Annotated in this window: 19 protein-coding genes; 10 read left to right on the top strand and 9 right to left on the bottom strand. The window is 69.2% G+C overall.

Annotated elements, in window-relative coordinates; all coding sequences use genetic code 11:
• Window positions 1-141 precede the first annotated feature (141 nt).
• Window positions 142-984 (bottom strand): helix-turn-helix transcriptional regulator, encoded by an 843-nt coding sequence (locus ACFWYM_RS10150; protein WP_384832960.1) that lies wholly within the window; start codon window positions 982-984, stop codon window positions 142-144.
• 296 nt (window positions 985-1,280) lie between these two features.
• Here ACFWYM_RS10150 and ACFWYM_RS10145 point away from each other — a divergent pair, with 296 nt between their 5' ends.
• Window positions 1,281-2,225 carry an SDR family oxidoreductase gene (locus ACFWYM_RS10145; protein ID WP_384832957.1) on the top strand — a complete coding sequence of 315 codons (945 nt, stop codon included), beginning with the start codon at window positions 1,281-1,283 and terminating at the stop codon, window positions 2,223-2,225.
• 139 nt (window positions 2,226-2,364) lie between these two features.
• Here ACFWYM_RS10145 and ACFWYM_RS10140 read toward each other — a convergent pair whose 3' ends face one another.
• Window positions 2,365-2,730 (bottom strand): hypothetical protein, encoded by a 366-nt coding sequence (locus tag ACFWYM_RS10140; RefSeq protein ID WP_384832954.1) that lies wholly within the window; start codon window positions 2,728-2,730, stop codon window positions 2,365-2,367.
• A 192-nt stretch (window positions 2,731-2,922) separates the two neighbouring features.
• Here ACFWYM_RS10140 and ACFWYM_RS10135 point away from each other — a divergent pair, with 192 nt between their 5' ends.
• Complete coding sequence (locus ACFWYM_RS10135; RefSeq protein WP_384832951.1) at window positions 2,923-3,462, top strand: phospholipase A2; 540 nt, start codon at window positions 2,923-2,925, stop codon at window positions 3,460-3,462.
• 56 nt (window positions 3,463-3,518) lie between these two features.
• Here the strand turns inward: ACFWYM_RS10135 and ACFWYM_RS10130 are convergent, their stop codons facing one another.
• Window positions 3,519-4,481, bottom strand: a complete 963-nt coding sequence (locus ACFWYM_RS10130; protein WP_384832948.1) for a hypothetical protein — start codon at window positions 4,479-4,481, stop codon at window positions 3,519-3,521.
• A gap of 324 nt (window positions 4,482-4,805) precedes the next feature.
• On the opposite strand from ACFWYM_RS10130, the gene ACFWYM_RS10125 reads away from it, so the two are divergent.
• Window positions 4,806-5,561, top strand: coding sequence for a phosphotransferase family protein (locus ACFWYM_RS10125; protein ID WP_384832945.1), 756 nt, complete (start codon window positions 4,806-4,808; stop codon window positions 5,559-5,561).
• Between the two features lie 324 nt (window positions 5,562-5,885).
• Window positions 5,886-6,980 (top strand): hypothetical protein, encoded by a 1,095-nt coding sequence (locus ACFWYM_RS10120; RefSeq protein ID WP_384833347.1) that lies wholly within the window; start codon window positions 5,886-5,888, stop codon window positions 6,978-6,980.
• A 333-nt stretch (window positions 6,981-7,313) separates the two neighbouring features.
• Here ACFWYM_RS10120 and ACFWYM_RS10115 read toward each other — a convergent pair whose 3' ends face one another.
• Window positions 7,314-7,700, bottom strand: a complete 387-nt coding sequence (locus tag ACFWYM_RS10115) for a hypothetical protein (RefSeq protein ID WP_384832942.1) — start codon at window positions 7,698-7,700, stop codon at window positions 7,314-7,316.
• Between the two features lie 206 nt (window positions 7,701-7,906).
• Here ACFWYM_RS10115 and ACFWYM_RS10110 point away from each other — a divergent pair, with 206 nt between their 5' ends.
• Together ACFWYM_RS10110 and ACFWYM_RS10105 are read left to right on the top strand one after the other, a co-directional pair.
• Window positions 7,907-8,422: a DUF1877 family protein gene (locus tag ACFWYM_RS10110; protein WP_384832939.1), complete on the top strand. Its 516-nt coding sequence runs from the start codon at window positions 7,907-7,909 to the stop codon at window positions 8,420-8,422.
• A 372-nt stretch (window positions 8,423-8,794) separates the two neighbouring features.
• Window positions 8,795-10,165 (top strand): DEAD/DEAH box helicase, encoded by a 1,371-nt coding sequence (locus ACFWYM_RS10105; protein WP_384833344.1) that lies wholly within the window; start codon window positions 8,795-8,797, stop codon window positions 10,163-10,165.
• A gap of 142 nt (window positions 10,166-10,307) precedes the next feature.
• Here the strand turns inward: ACFWYM_RS10105 and ACFWYM_RS10100 are convergent, their stop codons facing one another.
• Window positions 10,308-10,847, bottom strand: coding sequence for a hypothetical protein (locus ACFWYM_RS10100; protein WP_384832936.1), 540 nt, complete (start codon window positions 10,845-10,847; stop codon window positions 10,308-10,310).
• Window positions 10,848-11,006: 159 nt separating this feature from the next.
• Between ACFWYM_RS10100 and ACFWYM_RS10095 the strand changes: the two genes are divergently transcribed.
• On the top strand, window positions 11,007-13,688 hold the full coding sequence (locus ACFWYM_RS10095; RefSeq protein ID WP_384832933.1) for a beta-N-acetylglucosaminidase domain-containing protein: 2,682 nt from the start codon (window positions 11,007-11,009) through the stop codon (window positions 13,686-13,688).
• Between the two features lie 125 nt (window positions 13,689-13,813).
• Here the strand turns inward: ACFWYM_RS10095 and ACFWYM_RS10090 are convergent, their stop codons facing one another.
• On the bottom strand, window positions 13,814-14,761 hold the full coding sequence (locus ACFWYM_RS10090) for a trypsin-like serine protease (RefSeq protein WP_384832930.1): 948 nt from the start codon (window positions 14,759-14,761) through the stop codon (window positions 13,814-13,816).
• Window positions 14,762-15,218: 457 nt separating this feature from the next.
• Between ACFWYM_RS10090 and ACFWYM_RS10085 the strand changes: the two genes are divergently transcribed.
• On the top strand, window positions 15,219-15,641 hold the full coding sequence (locus ACFWYM_RS10085) for a VOC family protein (RefSeq protein ID WP_384832927.1): 423 nt from the start codon (window positions 15,219-15,221) through the stop codon (window positions 15,639-15,641).
• A gap of 125 nt (window positions 15,642-15,766) precedes the next feature.
• The gene (locus ACFWYM_RS10080) at window positions 15,767-16,222 is read left to right on the top strand and encodes a hypothetical protein (protein ID WP_384832924.1); all 456 of its coding nucleotides are present in this window, start codon (window positions 15,767-15,769) and stop codon (window positions 16,220-16,222) included.
• A gap of 196 nt (window positions 16,223-16,418) precedes the next feature.
• Here the strand turns inward: ACFWYM_RS10080 and ACFWYM_RS10075 are convergent, their stop codons facing one another.
• The gene (locus ACFWYM_RS10075; protein ID WP_384832922.1) at window positions 16,419-17,594 is read right to left on the bottom strand and encodes an epoxide hydrolase; all 1,176 of its coding nucleotides are present in this window, start codon (window positions 17,592-17,594) and stop codon (window positions 16,419-16,421) included.
• A gap of 103 nt (window positions 17,595-17,697) precedes the next feature.
• On the opposite strand from ACFWYM_RS10075, the gene ACFWYM_RS10070 reads away from it, so the two are divergent.
• Complete coding sequence (locus ACFWYM_RS10070) at window positions 17,698-18,273, top strand: CGNR zinc finger domain-containing protein (protein WP_384832919.1); 576 nt, start codon at window positions 17,698-17,700, stop codon at window positions 18,271-18,273.
• Between the two features lie 68 nt (window positions 18,274-18,341).
• On the opposite strand, the gene ACFWYM_RS10065 is transcribed toward ACFWYM_RS10070, so the two are convergent.
• Together ACFWYM_RS10065 and ACFWYM_RS10060 are read right to left on the bottom strand one after the other, a co-directional pair.
• On the bottom strand, window positions 18,342-19,796 hold the full coding sequence (locus ACFWYM_RS10065; protein WP_384832916.1) for an SLC13 family permease: 1,455 nt from the start codon (window positions 19,794-19,796) through the stop codon (window positions 18,342-18,344).
• A 428-nt stretch (window positions 19,797-20,224) separates the two neighbouring features.
• Window positions 20,225-20,992, bottom strand: coding sequence for an IclR family transcriptional regulator (locus tag ACFWYM_RS10060; protein WP_384832912.1), 768 nt, complete (start codon window positions 20,990-20,992; stop codon window positions 20,225-20,227).
• Window positions 20,993-21,087 lie beyond the last annotated feature (95 nt).

Below are 21,087 nucleotides of genomic sequence, written 5' to 3'. Positions count from 1 at the left end.
GATGGTCATGCTCAGAGATCGGACGAACCGACCGTTCCACCCTGATGCGCAGGGCCCACGCCGCTCCAGAGCCACAAGGGCAGCCCCGCAGAACCGAACGGGCACACCACACTGTCCCGTCGTGTGCCCAGGACCCATCGCTCAGCGAAACGCCTGCGTCCCTATGACGGACAACAGTTGCAGCTTCTCGTAGCTCTCACTGCCGGGAATCGCGGTGTACACGAGGAGACAGTGCGACTGGCTCGGCTCGAACAGGATCTGGCAGGTCAGCTCCAGCGCACCGAGTTCGGGGTGGACGAAGTGCTTCACCTCGTCGGGGCGAACGCCGACCTCATGCCTGTTCCACACCTCCCGGAACTCCTCGCTCTGAGCGAGCAGCAGGTCGGCGAGGTGCGCCGCCCTGGAACCGGGGCCTCGCAGCGTGACCACCCCGCGCAGGCCCGAGGCGAACATGCGGGTCAGGAACGGGTGGTCGTCGGGGGCGTAGAGCTGCCGCGTGGTGGGGTCGGTGAACCAGCGGTAGCCGATGCTGCGGGCCGGTCCGGTGTGGACGGTCAGGTCGCCGGTGAGTGCGACGCCGAGCTCGGTCTGCCGCAGCGTCTCGCCGAGCTCGGTGACGATCTCCGCGGGGGTGTCCTGCAGGCGGTCGAAGATGCGCAGCAGGCCGGGGCTGATGTGCTCGCTGACCGCGCCTCGCGCGGGCGGGTTGTGCCCGCAGAGCCGGAACAGGTGGTCGCGCTCGTCGAGGGAGAGATGGAGTCCCTGCGCGATGGAGGCGATCATCTGCTCGGACGGCTGGGGACCGCGCTCCCGCTCCAGCCGGGCGTAGTAGTCGGTCGACATGTGGCAGAGCGAGGCCACTTCCTCCCTGCGCAGCCCGCTGGTCCGGCGGCGCCGGCCGCGGGGGAGACCGACGTCCTCTGGTTGCAGCGCTTCCCGGTGGCGCCGCAGAAACTCCGCCAGACCGGTCCGGTCGATCACCATGCGTGCCTCCTGTCGGCGCTGACCCATTCCTACCGCTCGCTGATCCGCGTATCCACGCCCTGTCGATCCCCCCTTCCCGAGCGTGTCGCTGCGGAGGCGGACGACGGACATCCGGTGATCTTCAGGAGATCTCTGCTGGGCTCTCGCATCCCCCGGTACGGCCCCGAACGGACGGCGCGGCTTCCGAACCGCACCACGGACCGTGGACCTCCGCATCGGGGGATCGAGGCGCCCTGGATAGCGCCACCGCCGGCCCCGACGGTGGAAGCAACGACACAGCTTCGAGGAGTGCACCCATGCCACGCCGACCCATCGACATCACCGTGCCCGACCTGTCCGGCAAGCGCGCCGTCGTCACCGGAGCCAGCGACGGCATCGGGCTCGGCCTCGCCACGAGGCTCGCCGCGGCCGGGGCCGAAGTGCTCCTGCCGGTGCGCAATCCGCGCAAGGGCGAGGCGGCGATCGCCAGGATCAGGGAGACCGCTCCCCACGCGGACGTGTCGCTGGGCGAGCTCGACCTGTCGTCCCTCGACTCGGTCGCGGCCCTGGGCGAGGCCCTGCGGGAGGAGGGGCGCCCGATCCACATCCTCGTCAACAACGCCGGCGTGATGACCCCGCCCGACCGGCAGACGACCGCCGACGGCTTCGAGCTTCAGTTCGGCACCAACCACCTCGGCCACTTCGCCCTGGTGGCCCATCTGCTGCCCCTGCTGTGGGCCGGGCGCGCCCGCGTGACCTCGCAGATCAGCGTCGCGGCCAACCAGAACAGCATCCATTGGGAGGACCTGAACTGGGAACGCTCGTACGACGGCCGTCGCGCCTACAGTCAGTCGAAGATCGCGTTCGGGCTGTTCGGCCTCGAACTCGACCGGCGCAGCCGGGCCCACGGGTGGGGCATCACCAGCAACCTCTCCCACCCCGGGGTCGCTCCCACGAGCCTGCTCGCCGCGCGCCCCGAGCTCGGCCGCGACCGGGACACCCTGGGCGTGCGGCTCATCCGCGCCCTGTCCGCCCGCGGCATCCTGCTCGGCACCGTCGAGACCGCGAAGCTCCCCGCCCTGTACGCGGCGACGGCGGCCGACGCCCAGGGCGCCCTCCTGTACGGGCCGAGCGGCCCCGGCCATCTCGGCGGACCTCCCGCCGAGCAGAAGCTCTACTCCCGCCTGGGCAGCGCGGAGGACGCCCGGCGCATCTGGCGCGTCTCCGAAGAGCTCACGAAGGTGCCCTTCCCGAGCAGCTGACGGGGACGGCGGATCCGGCCGCCCGTCGCCCGGTGGGCAAGGGCCGGTGCTTTCGCCCATGAAGCTCGTGGGCCCGTAGGCTCAACGGCGAAGTGCCCCGCACACCTTCGCCGTGTGCGGGGCACTTCGTTCGGTCGGATCAGGTTCCGACCTTCTGCAGGCTCGTGGGCCACTTCCAGGTCGTGCGCCAGGACTTATGGGCGCGGACCTTGTGCCAGCGGTCGTCGCCGCGCTTGAGGATGATGTGGTACGTGACGGCGTGGTCGCACTTGTTCTTCAACTTCAGGTGGTCGGTGTAGCCGTCGCTGTTGAACGAGCCGTGGCGGGCGCACTTCGGCACCTTGTCGCGGCCCTTCTTGTCCCACGGGAACCCCTTCACGTGCACCGACTGAGCCGACGCACCCGGTACATCCGGCTGACCTTGAACGGCGGCTGTCGCGCCGGGCGCGGCGGCGCCCAACGTGAGGGCGGCAAGAGCCCCCGTAGCGGCCGCAATTGTACGCATGCGCATAGACAACGTCCCCTTCAGATGACTACCTGTCAGTTCGGTTTCCGCCAAGGACACTAGACCCGACTCGCGCTCCAGGAAATTGCACCTTTGGGCAGTGCCTTTCGGTGCAGTAGAAGGGATCTTGTCCATCTGTCACCGTGCTCCTGCCATCTGGCAGAGAATTGAAGAGAGAAATGGAGCACAGCAGTGAATGCACTCCGTAACTCCCTCGTCGGCACGGCCCTGTCCGGTGTCTTGGTCATCGCAGTGGCCGCGCCGTCCCTCGCGGATTCCGCTGATCTCGACGGCTCGGTCTCCGTGCAGGTCAGCAAGGCGGCAAAGCTCAAGAAGATGCGGTCCATCACCGGCAACTCCAGTGCGTCACAAGACCGTTGGTTCGCCACGCTGGGCAAGAAGAACAAGGCATCCGTCAAGAAGTATCGCTTCACCTGGGAGACGGACGGCTGCTCATGGGGCCCTGACAAGTTCCCGGGCGGATACGACCTGAAGTTTCCCTGCTGGCGGCACGACTTCGGCTACCGCAACTACAAGAAGACCGTGGGCAAGGCCACGTTCCGGCGGGATCACAAACTCCGTGTCGACAAGGCGTTCCTGCGCGACATGAATACTGTGTGCGGCAAGCACATCTGGGCCGATCCGTACACGAAGGCCCAGCGCAAGAAGTTGCGGAAGGCGTGCTACAAGGGCGCGAAGAAGTACTACCACACGGTCCGTTCCTTCAACTGAGATTCACGTGCGCGCCGCGCGAGCCGGGCCATCCCTCCGGGGGAGGGATGGCCCTCTCAGCCGGTGCAGTTCTTGTGCGCGTCGATGCGCACCTTGCGGCCGGTGAATTCCTCCAGGATGGCGATGTTCTCCGGGGCGTAGTTGGCCGCGGTGATCCTGTCGGCGTCCTTGCTGCCCAGCTTGCCGGTGTAGGGCGCGGACTTCTCCAGCCAGTAGGCCGTACGCAGGAACTGGATCAGGACCAGCTCGCGCAGCTTGGGCTCGTTCTTGATCTCGGTCCAGTAGCCGGGGTGCTTGTCCTTGGCGACGCGCAGGTACAGCAGCAGATAGCGCAGGTTGGTGGCGGCGATGTCCCGGGCGTTACTGGCGCCGACCCCCTTGATGTACTCCTGGAGCACCGTCACCGCGGGCAGTCCGGTCAGCCCGGCGTTCTGCTCCGCCAGGACTCCCTGGAGGTTGTACGACCCCTGCTGACTGTCCCGCAGGTAGATGTCGTCCATGTCCTTGCTGAGAGTGTCCTTGATCAGCGGCAGGATCTCCCTGCGGGGGAAGCCGCCGTGCAGAGGCACCGTCAGTGCCTGCTGACCGGCGTTGATCCAGGCCGCGGTGTGGACGTCCCACTCCGTCCGGGACGAGTCGAGGTCCCACATGTGGGTCTCCTCGTGGATCGCCACCATCATCGACTCGGCGAATCCGTCGAAGCTCTGCTTGTCCACGAACTGGTCCCAGTACGGGTCGTTGGCCTGGGCGATCGCCAGCGCCTCCCCGCTGGGCCAGCGCCGCTTGTACATGGCCTGCAGGGTCCGCATCCAGTTCGAGGAGTTGAAGGACGCCTCGAGGTCGCTCAGATCGGCGTCCGGCCGCGACGGCTCGTCGTAGCAGTAGACATCGGGGGCGCGGGTCGGCCCGGTGCCCCCGGAGGGGCTGGCCGACGCGGGACCGGAAGCGAGCACGGTGCCCGACCCCAGAGCCAGGACAAGGCATGCGGGCAGCAGGCGGGCGGAGAGTCTATGGCGCACGAGAACCTCTTCTCGAAGCGATCGCGTGGAGGCACGGCAGGTGACGGGTGACGGGTGACGGGCGGCAGGCGACGGGCTACAGGCGACGGAAGCGGTGCCACCCGTCGCTCATCAAGCAAGGTATTGCGACGCACGCGCCTCGCCTACCTGTCGTGCACCCACAACAACAACTCCGCATGGCCTCCCGGCACTTGGATCCCGGACTCGCAGCCATCGCCCGTCGGCCCCGTGAACGAGCCGCCGGACAGCGGGGGGCACGGTCAGCCGTGCAGCCGCACGCAATAATCCCGGCGACGTCGACGGTCATCCGGGATATTGGTCGCCATGGATGAGGTCAAGGTCGTCGTCGCCCACTCCGAGCGCGCGACCCTGCGCGTCGGCGACGTGTTCCTGAAGGTGGACGCCGATCAGGCGCGCATCGACGCCGAGGTCGAGGTGATGGCCCGGGCGCCGGTCCCGACCCCGGAGGTCCTGTGGCGCAAGCCGCCCGTGCTGGCGATCGCCGCGGTCCCGGGGACGACGCTCGGCCGCCTCGGCGAGCCGTCGACCGCACCGCCGTCGGCGTGGGCCGCGGCAGGCGCCGCCATCCGGAAGTTGCACGACGCGCCACTGCCGCCCCACCACGGCCGGGCCGGCCGAGAGCTCGACGAGCTGGCGGCGGAGCTCGACGTGGAGTGCGAGTTGCTCGTGGCGAACGGCGTCCTGCCCGCCGACCTGGTCACACGCAACCGCCAGGTCGCCGAGGCCGCACTCCGGCCGTGGACACCGGTGTTCACACACGGCGACCTGCAGATCGCCCACGTCTTCCTCGACGGTGACCACGTCACGGGCGTCATCGACTGGTCGGAGGCGGGCCAGGGCGATGCCCTGTACGACCTCGCCACCTTCACGCTCGGACACGAGGAGCACCTGGGCGACGTCATCGCCGGCTACGGCACCGACGTCGACCTCGATCTCGACGTGATCCGGGGGTGGTGGTCGTTGCGCAGCCTGCTGGGGGTTCGCTGGCTGGTCGAGCACGGCTTCGACCCGTCCGCGCCGGGCTGTGAGGTCGACGTGCTGAAGTCCCGGTGCACGTGATCCAGGGGCGGGGGTGATGCGCCGCGCTCCCGTGCGGAAGACCGCCTCGTACGGCGTCGATGGCAAGCTGCTGCAGGTCGTCGAGGAGAAGGCGGCGCTGCGCCGCGACCCACGACGCGCTCGTGAGAGTCCGTCGCTGACGTGTGTGAACACCCCCCACCACGTACGGAGCGAGCCGACTGCGCATCGTCCGAGGCGACGCGACCTAGGGATGAGCACGCAGGGTTAGGGTCTCTGATCGTGCGTCTGAACTGTACGGGCGCTCGTGTCATAGCCGTTCCTGGCCAGGAGCCGGGTGCGGAGGAGAGCGTGGGGGTAGAGCTCGTGGGCAAGGGCGGGGCGTCCATACCGGACGAGGAGTGGGATCGTTTCCTTCGGGAGGCCGAGGCGGGGGACGCGGGGGCGCCCAAGGAGCCGTCGGCGCGGGCCCGGATGGTGGCGGGGCGGTTGCCCAAGGACGGCAGTCGGCCGGAGGGATGGCGCAGTCACCCACCGGCGCGACGGCGACGGGGCAAGGGCTGGTACGCGGTCGGTCTGCTGGTCGCGGCCGGGCTGTTGGTCGTGGCGCTGGACCCGGGCAGGGTGGCCGGCTGGTTCGGCGGTGGGGACGGAGGGAGCGAGCCGCTCGCCGCGGAGTCGAACCGTCCGAGCGGGCCGCCGGCCGAGGTCGCGGCCCAACGGCCGACCATCAAGGAGCCGTTCAGGGGCTCCCCTGCGGCGCGGTGGGGCGACGGGGCGGCAGGGATTCATCTGCCTGCGGCGAGAGCGACCGGCTGGATGAGCAAGAAGCAGGTCTCGAAAGCCCTTGAGCGCACCCAGGAGTTCCTGTCCGCCGCCAGTCTGGATCGCGGTGTGCTGCGCGGGGAGTACCCCCGGAAGGCGGTCGAGTTGATCAATCCGCAGCAGCCTGACGTCCAGGACTACCTGAAGACCGCGTTTGACAGGCCCAGTCGCGCGAACGATCCCCTGATGCTGTTCAGCCGTTTCGAGAAGTCGAAGGTGCGACCTGCCGGGGATGTGGTGAAGACGCGGGGCCGGATCACTTTCCGGGAAGGGAAGCGTGGCGCGCTCGAGGTGACGGCCGATGTCACGTACGTCTATCCGGTCGTACGCGCTGCCGCGGGAAGCGACGACGTCGCGCGCGTCATTGTGCGCCGCGAGACGGTGCTGAGCTGGGACGACCCGGCGAAGGTGGCCATCGATCCGGGAACGTTCTCGCTCATCTCCTACCGGGCGGACACGACCAACGGCGGCTGCAACACCCATACCGGCTACTTCACCCCCGAGTTCAGAGCGGAGCGCGCGGCCACCGGCCGGGGCGACGGCCGCGAGGTCGACCCGTACGACCGGAGCACGTCGATGGACGCGCGCATGCGGGAGGCCAAGGAAGGGGAGTGCGGCACCGCCACACGGTCCTGAGCGGACAGGGCCGCCGGGCGGGAGACGGTGGGGGAGGGAGGGACAACCGCGCCCTGGTCTGGTTCTCCCGATCCCTGGTCTCCCGATCCGTGGTCGTGCGATCCGTGGTCGTGTGGAGCAGAAACGGCGCCCGAGCAGAGGGCGTACGCGACGCCGTCGCCGCTGACACCGGGGAACCGTTCCCCTGCCTGCACGATCGTCTCGGCGTCACTCACAGGAGCCGAGAACGTGAACTGCGCCCAGGCGGAGCACTTCCTGGCCACCTTCACCATCGCGGCGGACGAACTCCCGGACGGCTGGACCGTGCGCCACGCCGCACGATGACCGGAGCTGTCAGTCGGTGATCGTGACGCAGGGAAGGCCCACACTGTCGCCTCCGCGGAAGCCCTCCGCGCAGAGCCTGGTGCCGGCAGGGAAGTGCCGTTGCGGATAAGCCTGGTCCCGGTAGGTCCTGAACGCGGCGACGTCCTCGACCTTGGTGTTGGCACTCCACCCGTTGGTGGTCCACACGCGCGCGCTGATGGTGTGCGGCTGGTTGGTGTTGGTCACCGAGACCTCCACCCTGCCCAGGTAGGTGCCGCTGTCGTAGGTCTCGATGCACACGGAGTTGTTGCACCACTTGCCGTCGGCCGCCGCGGGCGGGGCCGCGCCGACGGCGGAGCAGAGTGCTGCCGCGACCACTGCGACTCCCGAGGCGATCTTCTTGGCGATGTCGTACATGGCAGGCGACCTCAAGCATTCTTCCGGCCCGGCGCTGAGGCACGGGATTCCGTCGGTACGTGTCCCTCAGGGCCAGGCAGCAGACCGTGGTCGTCGATGCGTGAGGCCCCGAGCGAATCAACGCCGGGCAAGATCATGAGTTACGCCGCAACGGTGACGGTTCATACCCGGGTGACGAGATCAACTCCCGCGGAGACAATCCGGCCATGGCCCTCACGCAACAGCTCGCCCGCGTGAGTCCGCAGTACCTCGCCGAGTGCCGGCGGGCCGCTGCGGATTCACCCGACAACGACCCCTGCTGGGACCCGCCGACCGCCGACACCGTCGACCTCGACCGGTCGATGTGGGCACTCATCAGGTTCCTGCGGTCGGTGCCCGTCGACGCCGTTCACACCGACGCGCTGAACCGGAGTGTGTCGGGGGACGAGCTGGACGGTGTCGCGTTCCTCGACCATGAGACGTTCTACGACGGATTCGACGGACCACCCGCCCTGCTGGGCCCGACCGCGGTCGCCGAGGTCGCCCGCGGGCTCGCCGCCCTCGACATGAACCAGTTCCTTGCCCTGCTCCCGGCCGACGCGGCCGAAGCGGCGCAGGTCGCCGGATTCGGCAGCTTCGACGGCGATCTGCGGGACTGCCTCGCCGACCACTTCACCACGCTCCGGGACTTCTACCTCGCGGCGGCGGACCGCGGCCTGGCCGTCGTGATGTGGGTCGACTGACCGGATGAGCTGGGGCAGTTCCTCGCAGTTCCCCCGTGGACCGGGTCGCCAATGACCCGCCTGAATTACCCATGGCCCGGAAGGTAGCGGTCGCCACTGACACACCAACCCGTGCCGCTGAGACGCCGACAACCTCGCGAGGACGCAAGCGAAGCCACGGCCTCGTGCTAGCGTGACGCGTTTGCATGGCCACCGTGCCGGTCGTCGGCGGGCCCTCCGGTGCCGGAAGCCCGATGCCCGGTGCTCGATCTCTTCGGATCGGTGGCCGCGTCCCCACCGCGCCTTCCTCGGTACGGTCCCTTCGGAGGAAGGCTCTCTGTGAGCGATTCAGCACGCGCCGACGTCCCGCCAGGCGACGAGTCCGGCAAGTCCATGGTCTCGCCCCTCACCCCGCCCCTGCCTCCGGTGACGTCTTTCGCGGAGCTGGAGCTGCCCGCCGAGGTGCTGCGCACGCTCGACGAACTCGGCGTGACCAAGCCCTTCCCCATCCAGGCGGCCGCGCTGCCGAACGCTCTCGCGGGGCGGGACGTCCTCGGCCGGGGGCGCACCGGATCGGGCAAGACGCTCGCCTTCGGACTGGGGCTGCTGGCCCGGACAGCCGGGCGGCGGGCTCAGCCCAAGGAGCCGCTCGCGCTGGTCCTGGTGCCCACGAGGGAGCTGGCGCAGCAGGTCGGCGAGGCGCTCACCCCGTACGCGCTGGCCCTGCGACTGCGGATTGCGACCGTGGTCGGCGGGGTGTCCATCGGGCGGCAGTCCGCCGCGCTGCGAGAGGGCGCCGAGATCGTGGTCGCCACGCCCGGCCGCCTGCACGACCTCATCGAGCGCAAGGACTGCCGCCTGGGACGGGTGCGGATCACTGTGCTGGACGAGGCGGACCAGATGTGCGACATGGGGTTCATGCCGCAGGTCACCGAGATCCTGGACCAGGTGCGTCCCGACGGGCAGCGGATGCTGTTCTCGGCCACCCTCGACCGTGACGTCGATCAGCTGGTCAGCAGCTACCTGCACGACCCGGCCGTCCACTCGGTGGACCCGTCGGCCGGGGCGCCCACCGCGATCAAGCACCACGTGCTGCTCGTACACGGCCCGGACCGGTACGCCGTCGCCACGGAGATCGCCGCCCGTGACGGCCGCGTCCTGTTGTTCCTGGACACGAAGCACGGGGTCGACCAGCTCACCAGGCATCTGCGGGCCAGCGGGGTGGCCGCCGGGGCCCTGCACAGCGGCAAGTCGCAGCCGCAGCGCACCCGGACCCTGGCGCAGTTCAAGGACGGGCAGGTGACCGCGCTGGTGGCGACGAACGTCGCGGCGCGGGGCCTGCACGTCGACGACCTGGACCTCGTGGTCAACGTCGACCCGGCCACCGACCCGAAGGACTATCTGCACCGCGCGGGCCGCACGGCCCGGGCCGGCCGGTCGGGCACGGTCGTGACGCTGGTGCTCTCGGGCCAGCGCCGCGAGACGAGCCAGGTCATGAAGGACGCCGGTATCGCGCCCACGACCACCAAGGTGCGCTCCGGCGAGGCGGAACTGAGCCGGATCACCGGCGCCAGGAGACCGTCCGGGGAGCCCCTCGACGGCGGACCCGCCGCGGCGCGGCCCAAGAACCACAACGCCCCGTTCCGCGGTCTGGGGACCAGCAAGGACGAGGCTCGCGGCTCCGGCGGCAAGTCCCGCAAGGGCAGCGAGGCACGCAAGCTCGCGGAAGCGCGCAGGGCCGCCCGCGTGCGGCGTGGTGGCTGAGCGGGGGCGGTAGCTCCCGACGACCTGCCGGAGGAGCGGCCGTGCCGGGGGAGCGGCCGCTTCCACGGGGCTGGTGGCCGGTCGAGAGAACTGCGTCCGGGCTTGTGCCTCAGGGCTTCGGGGCTTCGGGGCCTCAGGGGCCTCAGGGGGCGTCCTTGCTGCTCGTCGCCCGGGTGCAGGTGATGACTCGGGGCTCCCCGTCCGCCTGCCGGGGAAAGGTGAGCACCACCTTGTCCTTGCTGCCGGTGACCCGCATCTTCGAATAGCCCTTTTCCTGCCCGCCGTTGTCGATCAAGCCACCTGACACGGTGTAGGTGCCGTGGAGGGCCTTGTCGGCCTGCTCGGGCATCTCGTGGACGACGTACGGGGCTTGATCCTCCTCACTCTTGTAGGAGAGGAGCCCGCCCTGGAACTGCCATGTGCCCTGCCCCGACCACTCCGTACCGGGTTCACCTCCGGCGATCCGAAATCTCCCGTCCTTGAGCACGTCGACTCGGGCGCCTTCCCCCTCCTCGTTCTTGAAGTGCCAGGTGCCCTGCAGGAATGCGCTCAGCGTCTGGGAGCGAACGCTGGTGGAACCGTTGCCCGAGCAGGCCGCCACGGTCGCGGCCGCCATCCCCGCGAGGGCATAGCGCAGAGCGGCCCGGCGCCCCACCAGTCGCACGAAGTCCTTGCCACCCACCACGTTCTCCCCCTCACACCGATGCGTGCAGCTGCACAAAGGTCCATGACCGCACGCGGAAGTGACATTGACATGCCATCAAGTGACCGGTGAATCCTGTCAGTTGTGAGGTGCGAATGCCCAATGTGATTCCGCTCGCCTGGATTCCCTGGAGGACACGTGACGTTCCGCCTGCCCCGCACCGCCCTCTTCGGCGCGATAGCCGCCGCCCTGACGGTCGGCCTGGGCGTCCCCGGCCCGGCCGCCGCCGGCCCGCCGGGCCAGGACTCGCCTTCCGGGGCGATCTCGCCGACACCGCAGTCCGTGCAGGACCGCTCCGACAGGGTCGCGATCACCGGCACCGTCACGCTGGTGGCCGGAGAGAAGACCGACGCCGCCGCGCTCGAGGTCACCCGGAGCGCCCTGCGCGGCGCCGGGGCGCAGCATGTCGTACGGAGCCGGAGCGCTGCCGCCGCCGGACTGAACGTCTACGTCGGCGGCCCCGCCGAGAACCCGGCCTCCGGCGACGCCCTCGAGGCACTCGGCCTCAAGAGTGCGGCCGGGCTGCCCCCGGGCGGGCATGTCCTCGGCATCGGCAAGGGGCGCATGGTCCTGTCCGGCGTCGACGCGACGGGCACGTACTACGCGGCCCAGTCCCTGCGCCAGCTCCTGCCGCACCGTGACCGGCCCGGCACCCGGGTGCGCGGCATCGCCGTACGCGACTGGCCCGCCACCGAACTGCGCGGCGTCATCGAGGGCTTCTACGGCACCCCCTGGTCGCACGAGGCGCGCCTCGACCAGCTCGACTTCTACGGCGAGCACAAGATGAACCTCTACGTGTACTCGCCCAAGGACGACCCCTACCTCCGTGAGAAGTGGCGCGAGCCCTACCCCGCCGAACAGCTCTCCAAGATCAAGGAGTTGGTGGACCGGGCCCACGAGCGGCACGTCGACTTCACCTACGCCCTCTCGCCCGGCCTCTCCGTCTGCTACAGCTCGGACGCCGAGGTCAAGGCCCTCGTCGACAAGTTCCAGACCCTCTGGGACATCGGCGTGCGCACCTTCGCCGTGCCCCTGGACGACATCAGCTACACCGACTGGAACTGCCCCGCCGACGAGGCGAAATGGGGGACGGGCGGAGGCGCGGCGGGCGCGGCCCAGGCCCATCTGCTCAACCGCGTGAACCGCGAGTTCATCGCCGGGCACCCCGGCGCGCAGCCCCTCCAGATGGTGCCCACGGAGTACTACGACGTCACGCCGTCCCCGTACAAGAAGGCCCTGGCCGAGCAGCTCGACAAGGACGTCCTCGTCGAGTGGACGGGCATCGGCGTGATCGCCCCGACCATGACGGTCGCCCAGGCCAAGAAGGCCCGCGAGGTGTTCGGGCACTCCATCCTCACCTGGGACAACTACCCCGTGAACGACTACGTCCCCAACCGCCTGCTGCTCGGCCCCTTCAACGGCCGGGAGAAGGGACTGGCCGAGGAGCTGGCGGGCATCACGGCGAACCCGATGATCCAGCCGTACGCCTCGAAGATCGCGCTCTTCACGGTCGCCGACTACACCTGGAACGACCGCGACTACGACCCCCGTACGTCGTGGAGTGCGGCCCTGAAGGAGATGGCGGACGGCGACGCGCGGGCCGAGCGGGCGCTGCGGGTGTTCTCCGACGCGAGCTACGGCTCCCTCCTCAACGAGCAACAGGCACCGCAACTGGCGGCCGCCTTCGCGAAGTTCTGGGACGACGGCGACGAGGCGCGCCTGGAGCGGGTCCTCACGGAGTTCGAGGCGGCTCCCGGTGTACTGCGCGACCGGCTGCCCGAACCCGGCTTCCTCGCCGACGCCGACCCCTGGCTGGATTCCGCCGAGGCATGGGGCAAGGCCGCGTCCGCCGCGCTGCGGATGGTCGGCGCGGCTCGCGACGGGGACGGAGCGGCGGCCTGGAGGCTCCGCCGCGAACTGCCCGAACTGGTCGCGAAGGCCCGGTCGTTCACGACGACCAAGCCCGGTGGCGGAACCGTTCCGGTCCTCCTCGGCGACGGCGTGCTCGACGCCTTCGTCGACGATGCGATCGCCGAGCACGACCGCCTCCTCGGCGTGGCGGGCCGCCCCAAGGCCACCAGCACGCTCGGCACCTACCAGGACAACCCGCCCGTCCGCATGACGGACGGCGACGACACCACGTACTACTGGAGCAACGGCGCCCCGAAGGCGGGCACTTCACTCGCCCTCGACCTGCGCCGGTCCCGCACGCTCGGCGAGGTGCGCCTCGCGATGGGCAAGGCGGGGAGCCCCGACGACTATCTGCACACCGGCGTCCTGGAGTACTCCGAGGACGGCAAGGACTGGAAGGAGCTCACCACCTTCTCCGGGAAGACGGAGATCACCTTCACCCCACCGGCAGGGACGAAGGCCCGCTACGTCCGGGCACGGGCGACCGCCGGGCAGGAACAGTGGCTGGTGGTACGGGAGTTCGGTGTGGCCGGGGCGGGCGTCCAGGTGAGCGGAGGCCCACCGGCGGAAACCGGCAGCACGCAAGCCGCCGCGGCGGACGGCGACCCCGCGACGGTGTTCCGGGCCGCGCGGGCGCCGCAGACCGGGGAGAGCCTGATGGTGGAGCTGGGCTCGGGGTCGGACTCGGGCTCGGGCTCGGCGAAGGCGCTGACCGCGGTGACCGTGCTGCAGGCGGGCGATCCGGTGCGGGCCCGGGTCGAGGTGCGCAGCGGCGGCACCTGGCGGACCGTGGGCGAACTGACCGGCGCCTACACCAGGTTGCCCGCTGCGATGAGCGGGGACGCGGTGCGTCTGGTGTGGGGCGAGGGGAACGTCGCGCCGCGGATCGCCGAGGTGGTCGTGGACTGACCTCCAAGCCGTGGGCCCCGCCCGGAACTTGTCCGGGCGGGGCGGGGGGCTGCCACGGCGGGCAGGGCGTGGACCACGGAGAACCAGCCCTTGCCGCAGGGGCGTGCGGAGCCTGGGGAGTCCGGCTACTTCTTGGCGGCGCGGAAGAGCTTGAAGGCGAACTTGCCGAAGGCGGGGGCGTAGGAGATGCGGTCGTTGGGTCCGCCCTTGTCCCATCCGCCGAGGCTGCCGATGACGCGTCCGGTGCCGGTCCTCTTGTTGTAGCCGACGACCCAGGGGCTGCCGGAGGTCCCGCCGTAGAAGCCGGCGCAGCTCATGCGCATCTGCTTGTACGTCTTGAGCCTCTGCGTGGAGACGCGGCAGAAGATGGGGCGTCCCTTTTTGTTGTGCTTGGCGTTGGGGTAGCCCATGACGGTGACCTTGTGCTTGAAGCCCTTGGCCGCGGTCAGGGTGAGGCCGGCCTTGGTGGCCTGCTGCACCAGCTTGCCCTTCTTGTTCCTGGCCAGGCGGGCGAACGCGTAGTCGTAGCTGGAGGTCATGTTGTTCTTGGGGTCGTACTTGTCGCGGAACCAGCTGTTGACGGGGAAGGTCCCGTAAGGCGCCCTGTTCTTGGCGGCTCCGTTGTACTTCGGGACGAAGACGCTCTGCCTGCTGCCGAAGGTGCAGTGCGCCGCGGTCAGGACGACGTCCTTACGAGGGCTGTTGATGACGCTTCCCGAACAGAACCGCTTCTTGCCCTTCTTCACGTAGAAGAACGTGCCGACGGTGCTGGTGCCCCGGAAGTAGGCGGCCTTCTTCCCCTTCAGCTCGGCGGCAGTTGAGGGTGCTTCGCCCTTGGAGGTTTCGGATGTGGCTGCGGCCATCCGCTGGGGCGTCCAGTAGTCGGCCGCGGCCTTGGCGGTCCACCCCTGTCCGACGTCGACCTTGGTGACGGAGGGCGCGGAGGGCGCGGAGGAGGCGGTGTCATTGCGGGGTGCGGGTTCGGGTTCGGCGGCGTGGGTGAGGGTGGTGGTGAGCAGAGTGGTCGAAAGCACTGCGGTGACGACGAGCGGTATACCCCGTTTGGCGTGCATGGTGTGGTTCTCCTGGTCGGTCTTTGATCTTGTGGTGCGGCGTTGACCGTAAGGGGCGGGGGCCGGGCGGCGATAGTGACCAAAGGGGCAAGTGGCGCGGGGTGCTGGGGTGTTGGGATACTCGATCTCTTGGAGCAGAGGCGATGAACCCGACCGCAAGTGCTTCCCCCGCGCCTACGGCCACGCTGCCGTACGGGCTCGGTTCGACCGGCTTGCGGGCCGCCTGGACCGGCAATTCCAGGGCGCCCCCACCCGCCAAGGCTTGCTCACACGACTCGGACGAGACCGCAGCCAACAACGGACTGAGCGCCTTCGGGCCGGCCAACAACCGCGGTCACACCGTTCAGTGGACAGGCCCGGCGCACAGGAAAGGCGACGGAGGGTGTCATGTTTCGTCAGTACTTTGGTCTCGCGGCGACTGGACAGCCCGATCGGCCGTGTCATGAAGGAGGGGCAAGTGGGGTCTCAGATCAATCCGTGCATCGTGTTCAATGGGAACGCGCGGCAGGCGATGGAGTTCTACCGGGAGGTCTTCGGCGGCGAGTTGGAGTGGGGAACTGTGGCGGACTTCGGCTCACCGGACTCGCCCAACGCCCACAAGGTCATGCACTCTCGCTTGGACACTCCCGCCGGCTACACGCTGATGGCATGGGACTATCCCGATGACAGGCCGGGCCACCCGCCCTATCGACCCGGCAACAATGTCGCTGTCTTCCTCGACGGCGACGATCGGGAGCTGTGCGACTACTTCGAGAAGCTGTCCGTCGGTGGCACCGTCACGTTGCCCCTGGAAAAGCAGGTGTGGGGCGACGAGGCGGGCTCGCTGGTTGACCAGTTCGGGATCAGCTGGATGTTCAACATCACCGCCCGGGATCGCTGATCTGGGCGTCCGCCGGGACCGGTACTCCACCACCGGTGCCGCACGAAGAGCTGAAGTGCGGAGATTTCGTGCCCGAGCATGGAAGTGCCAGGTGCGCCTGTCATGAGCATGTAAGCATCGCATACATGAAGAAGACACTCGCTGTCGCCTCACTCGCTCTGGCCACTGTCCTCTCCTTAGCCGCACCTGCCGCGGCAGACCCCGGGGACGCAGCTCCACCCGGAACCACCCCGGCGCTGGGCTGCCTCGTGCCCCAGAGTCCGGCACTGAGCTTGGTCGATCTCACCAACCCCCCGCTCGGCTACCCCGTCGAGCAGGTCAGGGACTTCGCGAAGCAGCTGGGGCTGCCCGATGTCCCCACCGTCGCCGGCACGGGCTGCGACACACCCCAGGCCACCAACCTGGTCGACGGCACCCACGATTACCCCGGCTCCGGCCCCGTCATCCTCCGCAAAGGCGACCGCTCCTCGACCCAGCAGTACTGCCTCAACTCGATCAGTCTCGTTGTGCCGAGCACGAAGATGCGCACGGTGGTCGGATCGGATTGCCACCTGCAAGCGAACCCGATCATCGTCCCCTAGAAGCGTGATGCCACACGGCGACCATGCTCTGCCGGCTCCACAGGCTCCATATCCCTGCAGGCCGGCGGCTTGAGGTGCACGTGGCACGTCGGGTCGACCTCGCCGTCGGCCCGACGTCCTGCGTCCTCCGTGCGAAACCTGCCGGTGCCACATCGAAGTGAGCGCGCCCCACCACGTTCGGGGTCCCCAGCGGCGTTCACCGATGAGTGGCCAGCACTGCCGTGAGGCCCTCCCGCAGGTCCTTGACGAAATGCTCGGGAACCTCCAGCGACGGGAAATGCCCCCCGGCTTCGGCCTCCCGCCATCGGACGATCTGCCGGTAGCGCTCCTGTGCCCAGGGCCGCGGACACTTCTCGACGTCGCGGGGGTACGCGGTGATGGCCGAGGGGACGTCGACCCGAAGTTCCGGGTCCAGCGAGTTGTGGCTTTCGTAGTAGATGCGGGCCGCCGATGCGCCGGTGCGCGTCAGCCAGTACAGGGTGACGTTGTCGAGAATTCTGTCTCGGGAAATCTTCTCGAACGGGCTGTCCTCGGTGTCCGACCACTCGGCGAACTTGTCGAGGACCCAGGCGAGAAGCCCGACCGGTGAGTCGACGAGCGAATAGCCGATGGTCTGCGGCCGGGTCGCCTGCTGCTTCGCGTACGCCGCGCGGTGGCGCCAGAAGTCACGGGTTTCCTCGGCCCATTTGCGTTCGACCGCCGTCAGCCCGTCCATGGTCAATCCGGGCGGTCCCTCCGCGAACGTGGTGTGGATGCCGAGAACGTGCGCCGGGAACCTGCCGGCGAGGACCGTGGTGATATTGCCGCCCCAGTCGCCGCCGTGGGCCGCGAAGGTGCCGTAGCCGAGCCTTCCCATCAGTTCCACCCATGCGGCTGCGATCTTTTCGGTTCCCCATCCGGTGGTGGCCGGCTTGTCGCTGTGACCAAAGCCCGGTAGCGACGGGACCACGACGTGGAACGCCGGCGCGTCCGCGTCTTTCGGATCCGCGAGTTCGTCCACTACGTCGATGAACCGGGCCATGCTGTCCGGCCAGCCGTGCGTCAGGATCAGGGGAGTGGCATCGGCGCGCGTGGATCGGCGGTGCAGGAAGTGGATCCCCAGGCCGTCAATGGTCGTGCGGAACTGGCCGGTCTGGTTGAGGCGCTCTTCGAACGGCCGCCAGTTGTACTCGGTGCGCCAGTAGTTCACGACATCGACGAGGTCGGCGAGCGGAACTCCCTGCTCCCATCGGTGAGGGCCGGGCTCGGCGCGAGGGATCGTCTCGGCCTCCGGCAGGCGTGCCGCGGCCAGTCGCGCGCGGAGATCGTCGAGGTCGGCGTCAGTTGCGTGGGCTTCAAAGGCATGCACGTCGTCGCTGGTCGGGCGGGGCATGGGACCTCCTGGCCGTCGTGGAACCGGCTACGACCTGTCGAGAACTGGCTAAGACGGTTCTAGCAGTTCTCCGAGCCGCGCTGCAACCGGCTAAGGTGGTTCCATGTCTGCTGCGTTCCCTGACTTCCGCCTCGGTGCTGTGCTCGCGACGAGCTTCACGGGGACGCTGTCGGAGCGTCATGGCGACGCCGTGGAGCGCATTCCCACGCCGCAGCGGCTCGTCGACTGGCTGGCGGTGAGCGGCCTCGCGGTGGACTCCTGCACCGCTGCGCAGCTCGAACTCGCCCGGGAACTGAGGGAGTCGATTCACGCCGCCGCGACTGCGGCCGCGGTCCAGGACGCTCTCCCTGTATCTGCCGTCCAGGTCATCAATGACCGCAGCGCTCAGGGGCGGGCCGCGGCGATCCTGACGCCCGAGGGCCGGCGGCAATGGAGGCTCGACTCGGCCTCCTGTGTGGAGGATGCCCTCGGCGTGATCGCCGCCGACGCGATCAGCATCATCGCGGGCGAACGAGACGGAAAATTGGCCTTGTGCGCCTCACCGACCTGCCAAGCCGCCTTCTTCGACACCAGCCGAAGTCGCACCCGCAGATGGTGCGACATGAACACGTGCGGGAACCGTCAGAAGAAGGCGCGCTTCCATGCCAACCAGCGCAAGAACGCCGGACCAGCGGATTGATCGTCACCTCGGTACGTCCAAGAGGACGCTCACGCGCGGTACGGGCCGGCGGCTCTGACGGCCCCCTCTCAGAGTGAGCTGGGCACGACGAACAGCCCCCAGGTGACGAGCGGTCCCGCGACGCTGATCCCCAGACCCCAGGCCATGAGGCGGCGGAACACGAACTCCCGCTGTTCCTCAGGGGTGTTGGCGGTCACCAGAGCTCCGCTGGTGGAGAAGGGCGAGGCGTCCACCACCGACGAGGAGATGGCCAGCGCGGTGATGAGGCCCACGGCTCCCACCTGGCCGCCGAGCAGAAAGGGCACCGCCAGGGGGATCAGGGCGCCGAGCATGCCCGTGGTGGAGGCGAAGGCGGACGCGATCGCGCCGATGAGGCAGATCAGCAGCGCGCCGAGGAGGGGCTCCTGGATGGACGCGACCTGCTTGCCCAGGTAGTCGATGGTGCCGATGCGTTCCAGCTGGCTCACGTACGTGACGATGCCGCACACCAGCAGCACGGTGGACCACGCACACCGGTCGACCGCGCCCTTGGCCGACTGCGGCGAGACCAGGGAGAGCGCGACGGTGATGGTGAGCGCCATCAGCCCGACGTCGAGGTCGAAGAAGAGGGCCCCGACGACCAGGCCGAGCAGTCCGAGGAGGGTCAGCGTGCGGGGTCCGTCCAGGCGCAGGGGCTCCGTCGGTGCGGTGGCCGTGCCCGTCGGCGTGACGGTGAGCGTCGGCCTGCGCCCGTCCGCCGACTCGACCGCCCGGCTCCCGGGACGCGGGCCACCGTTCCCGTGCCGGACATCGTCCCCGCGCCGGACGCTGCTTCCGATTTCGCTTCCGCCTCTGCCTCCGCTTCCGACTCCGTCTCCGCCACTGTCGTCAGCGCCGCCGCCGTCCTCCCGTTCGGCCACGTACGAAGATGCGCGTTGCCCCAGCAACTGCCGTCCACCGAAGGCGAAGAAGGCGATGGCGCACAGGGCGGCGTTGAAGAGGAACGAGGCGGTGAACAGCAGGGCGGGGTTGCCCGGGAGGTGGTTGCGCTCGACGACGCCGTTGGTGATGCTGCCGAAGACGCCGATCGGCGAGAAGCCGCCCGCACTGGCGCCGTTGGCGATGAACAGGCCCATGAGTACGGGGTTGATGCCGTGGGCCACGGCGAATCCGAGCCCGATGGGGGCGATGATCCCGACCGCCGCGGGGGTGACCGCGCCGACCGCGGTGAGGAGGGCGGTGACGAGGAACATCACCCAGGGGATGAGGGCGATCCGGCCGCGTACGGCCTTCATCGCCGCCTGCACGAGCCAGTCCACGGTTCCGTTGTTGTTCGCTATGGCGAACAGGAGGGTCACTCCGACCAGTACGACGAAGAGGTCGCCGGGGAATCCGGAGAAGACGTCGTCCGCGGATTCGTCCACCACCGTGGAGCCGACGATGAACGCGGCCACGATGGCCAGCGCGCCCAGGTGGACGGAGGTGAAGGTGGCGAGGGCGAAGATCAGTAACAGGACGATGAGGGAGATGACTTGATCTGACATGGAGGCTCCCTTGCGGTGGGCCGGTGGCCAAGCCGCGGTGCGCCGAGACGTGTGACGCGTGACGTGTGACGCTGACGAGGAGGTGCGCGCGGCATCGGGGGTGCGAGGTGCGAGGCGGCGCACGGGTGTCCGCCCCTGTGGCAGGCGTGCCTCAGGGTCACGGAGCTATTCCGTAAGGCGGAATACTGCTTTCGCAAAGGGGAGTATTGGGGCGTCTCTCGGGAGGCGTCAAGGGCTCCGTCGGATTCCGTCGGGGTGAACTGCCCATCGCTCGCCGGTCGTTCGCTCGTCGCCGAGGAGTGCGGCGAAGCCGCTGGGTGAGTCTGGCCCGACCGCTGTCAGGGCGCGGCCCGACCGGCGAAAGAGTGCGGGCCGACCGGCGAAAGGCCGCGGGGCGACCGCCGGGGCACAGCGGGGCCGCACCGTCGCTAGATCCGCCCCGTCCCGCCCTGCCGTGAGTCCCCCAACGCGGCGCCGACCTGCCGTGCCGTCTCGCTCACCAGTGCGCCGTGGGTGGCGCTCGCCTCCGCGGTCATCCGGCTCGTGGGCATGTTGACGCTGATGCTGGCGATCGGCAGCCCCGACTCGTCGAGGACCGGGGCCGCCACCGCGGACACATCGGTGCGCCACTCGCCGCTGTTGGTGGCGTAGCCGCGCTCCCGGATCAGTGCCAGTTCGTCGAGGAGGCGCTTCCGGTCCGTGACCGTGGTGTCGGTGAACTCCTTGAGCCCGTACGCCAGGTGACGCTCCATCACCTCCGGCGGGCTCGCGGCCAGCACGGCCTTGCCGTTCGCCGAGGCGTGCAGGGGCAGGTGTGTGCCCAGCGCCAGGATGATCCGCACCGGCTTGGACGTCTCCAGGCGCTCGATGAGCACCACCTTGTCGCCGTTCGGGACGGTCAGGTGGACCGTCTCGTCGGTGCGCCGACGCAGCTCCTCCATGAGTGGCACGGCCACGTCGCGCAGGCCCAGCTCTCCGGTGGCGCGCCGTCCGACCTGTAGCGCCTTGGTGGTGAGGACCCAGCGGGTGACTTCGCCGCCGGCCGGGCGGATCCAGCCCGCGGTGTGCAGGGTGCGCAGTGCGCGCTGGGCGGAACTCTTGGGCAGATCCAGCGTGCGGGCCAGATCGGCGACGCCGATCGGCTGCCGCGCGGAGACCTCTTCCAGTACGCGAAGGGCGTTGAGAACGCTCTGCATCCGTTGACTCCTCCTGCGCTCGACTCCTATGCTCCGCGTGCCACTTGATGACACACCGTGCCACAATGCGGCACGCTTCTCAAGGGAGTTGGCCA

The sequence above is a fragment of the Streptomyces sp. NPDC059009 genome, from assembly GCF_042740175.1.
GTDB lineage: Bacteria > Actinomycetota > Actinomycetes > Streptomycetales > Streptomycetaceae > Streptomyces.
The sequence above is the reverse complement of the archived record's forward strand: the minus strand, read 5'-3'. Positions and strand labels throughout refer to the sequence as shown.

Excerpts from the sequence above, each read along its gene's own strand:
- ACFWYM_RS10145 (WP_384832957.1), top strand. The coding sequence starts at position 1,281 with ATGCCACGCCGACCCATCGACATCACCGTGCCCGACCTGTCCGGCAAG.
- ACFWYM_RS10125 (WP_384832945.1), top strand. The coding sequence starts at position 4,806 with ATGGATGAGGTCAAGGTCGTCGTCGCCCACTCCGAGCGCGCGACCCTG.
- ACFWYM_RS10080 (WP_384832924.1), top strand. The coding sequence starts at position 15,767 with ATGAAGAAGACACTCGCTGTCGCCTCACTCGCTCTGGCCACTGTCCTC.
- ACFWYM_RS10150 (WP_384832960.1), bottom strand. The coding sequence starts at position 984 with ATGGTGATCGACCGGACCGGTCTGGCGGAGTTTCTGCGGCGCCACCGG.
- ACFWYM_RS10110 (WP_384832939.1), top strand. The coding sequence starts at position 7,907 with ATGGCCCTCACGCAACAGCTCGCCCGCGTGAGTCCGCAGTACCTCGCC.
- ACFWYM_RS10060 (WP_384832912.1), bottom strand. The coding sequence starts at position 20,992 with ATGCAGAGCGTTCTCAACGCCCTTCGCGTACTGGAAGAGGTCTCCGCG.
- ACFWYM_RS10065 (WP_384832916.1), bottom strand. The coding sequence starts at position 19,796 with ATGTCAGATCAAGTCATCTCCCTCATCGTCCTGTTACTGATCTTCGCC.
- ACFWYM_RS10105 (WP_384833344.1), top strand. The coding sequence starts at position 8,795 with ATGGTCTCGCCCCTCACCCCGCCCCTGCCTCCGGTGACGTCTTTCGCG.
- ACFWYM_RS10115 (WP_384832942.1), bottom strand. The coding sequence starts at position 7,700 with ATGTACGACATCGCCAAGAAGATCGCCTCGGGAGTCGCAGTGGTCGCG.
- ACFWYM_RS10070 (WP_384832919.1), top strand. The coding sequence starts at position 17,698 with ATGTCTGCTGCGTTCCCTGACTTCCGCCTCGGTGCTGTGCTCGCGACG.
- ACFWYM_RS10075 (WP_384832922.1), bottom strand. The coding sequence starts at position 17,594 with ATGCCCCGCCCGACCAGCGACGACGTGCATGCCTTTGAAGCCCACGCA.
- ACFWYM_RS10090 (WP_384832930.1), bottom strand. The coding sequence starts at position 14,761 with ATGCACGCCAAACGGGGTATACCGCTCGTCGTCACCGCAGTGCTTTCG.
- ACFWYM_RS10140 (WP_384832954.1), bottom strand. The coding sequence starts at position 2,730 with ATGCGTACAATTGCGGCCGCTACGGGGGCTCTTGCCGCCCTCACGTTG.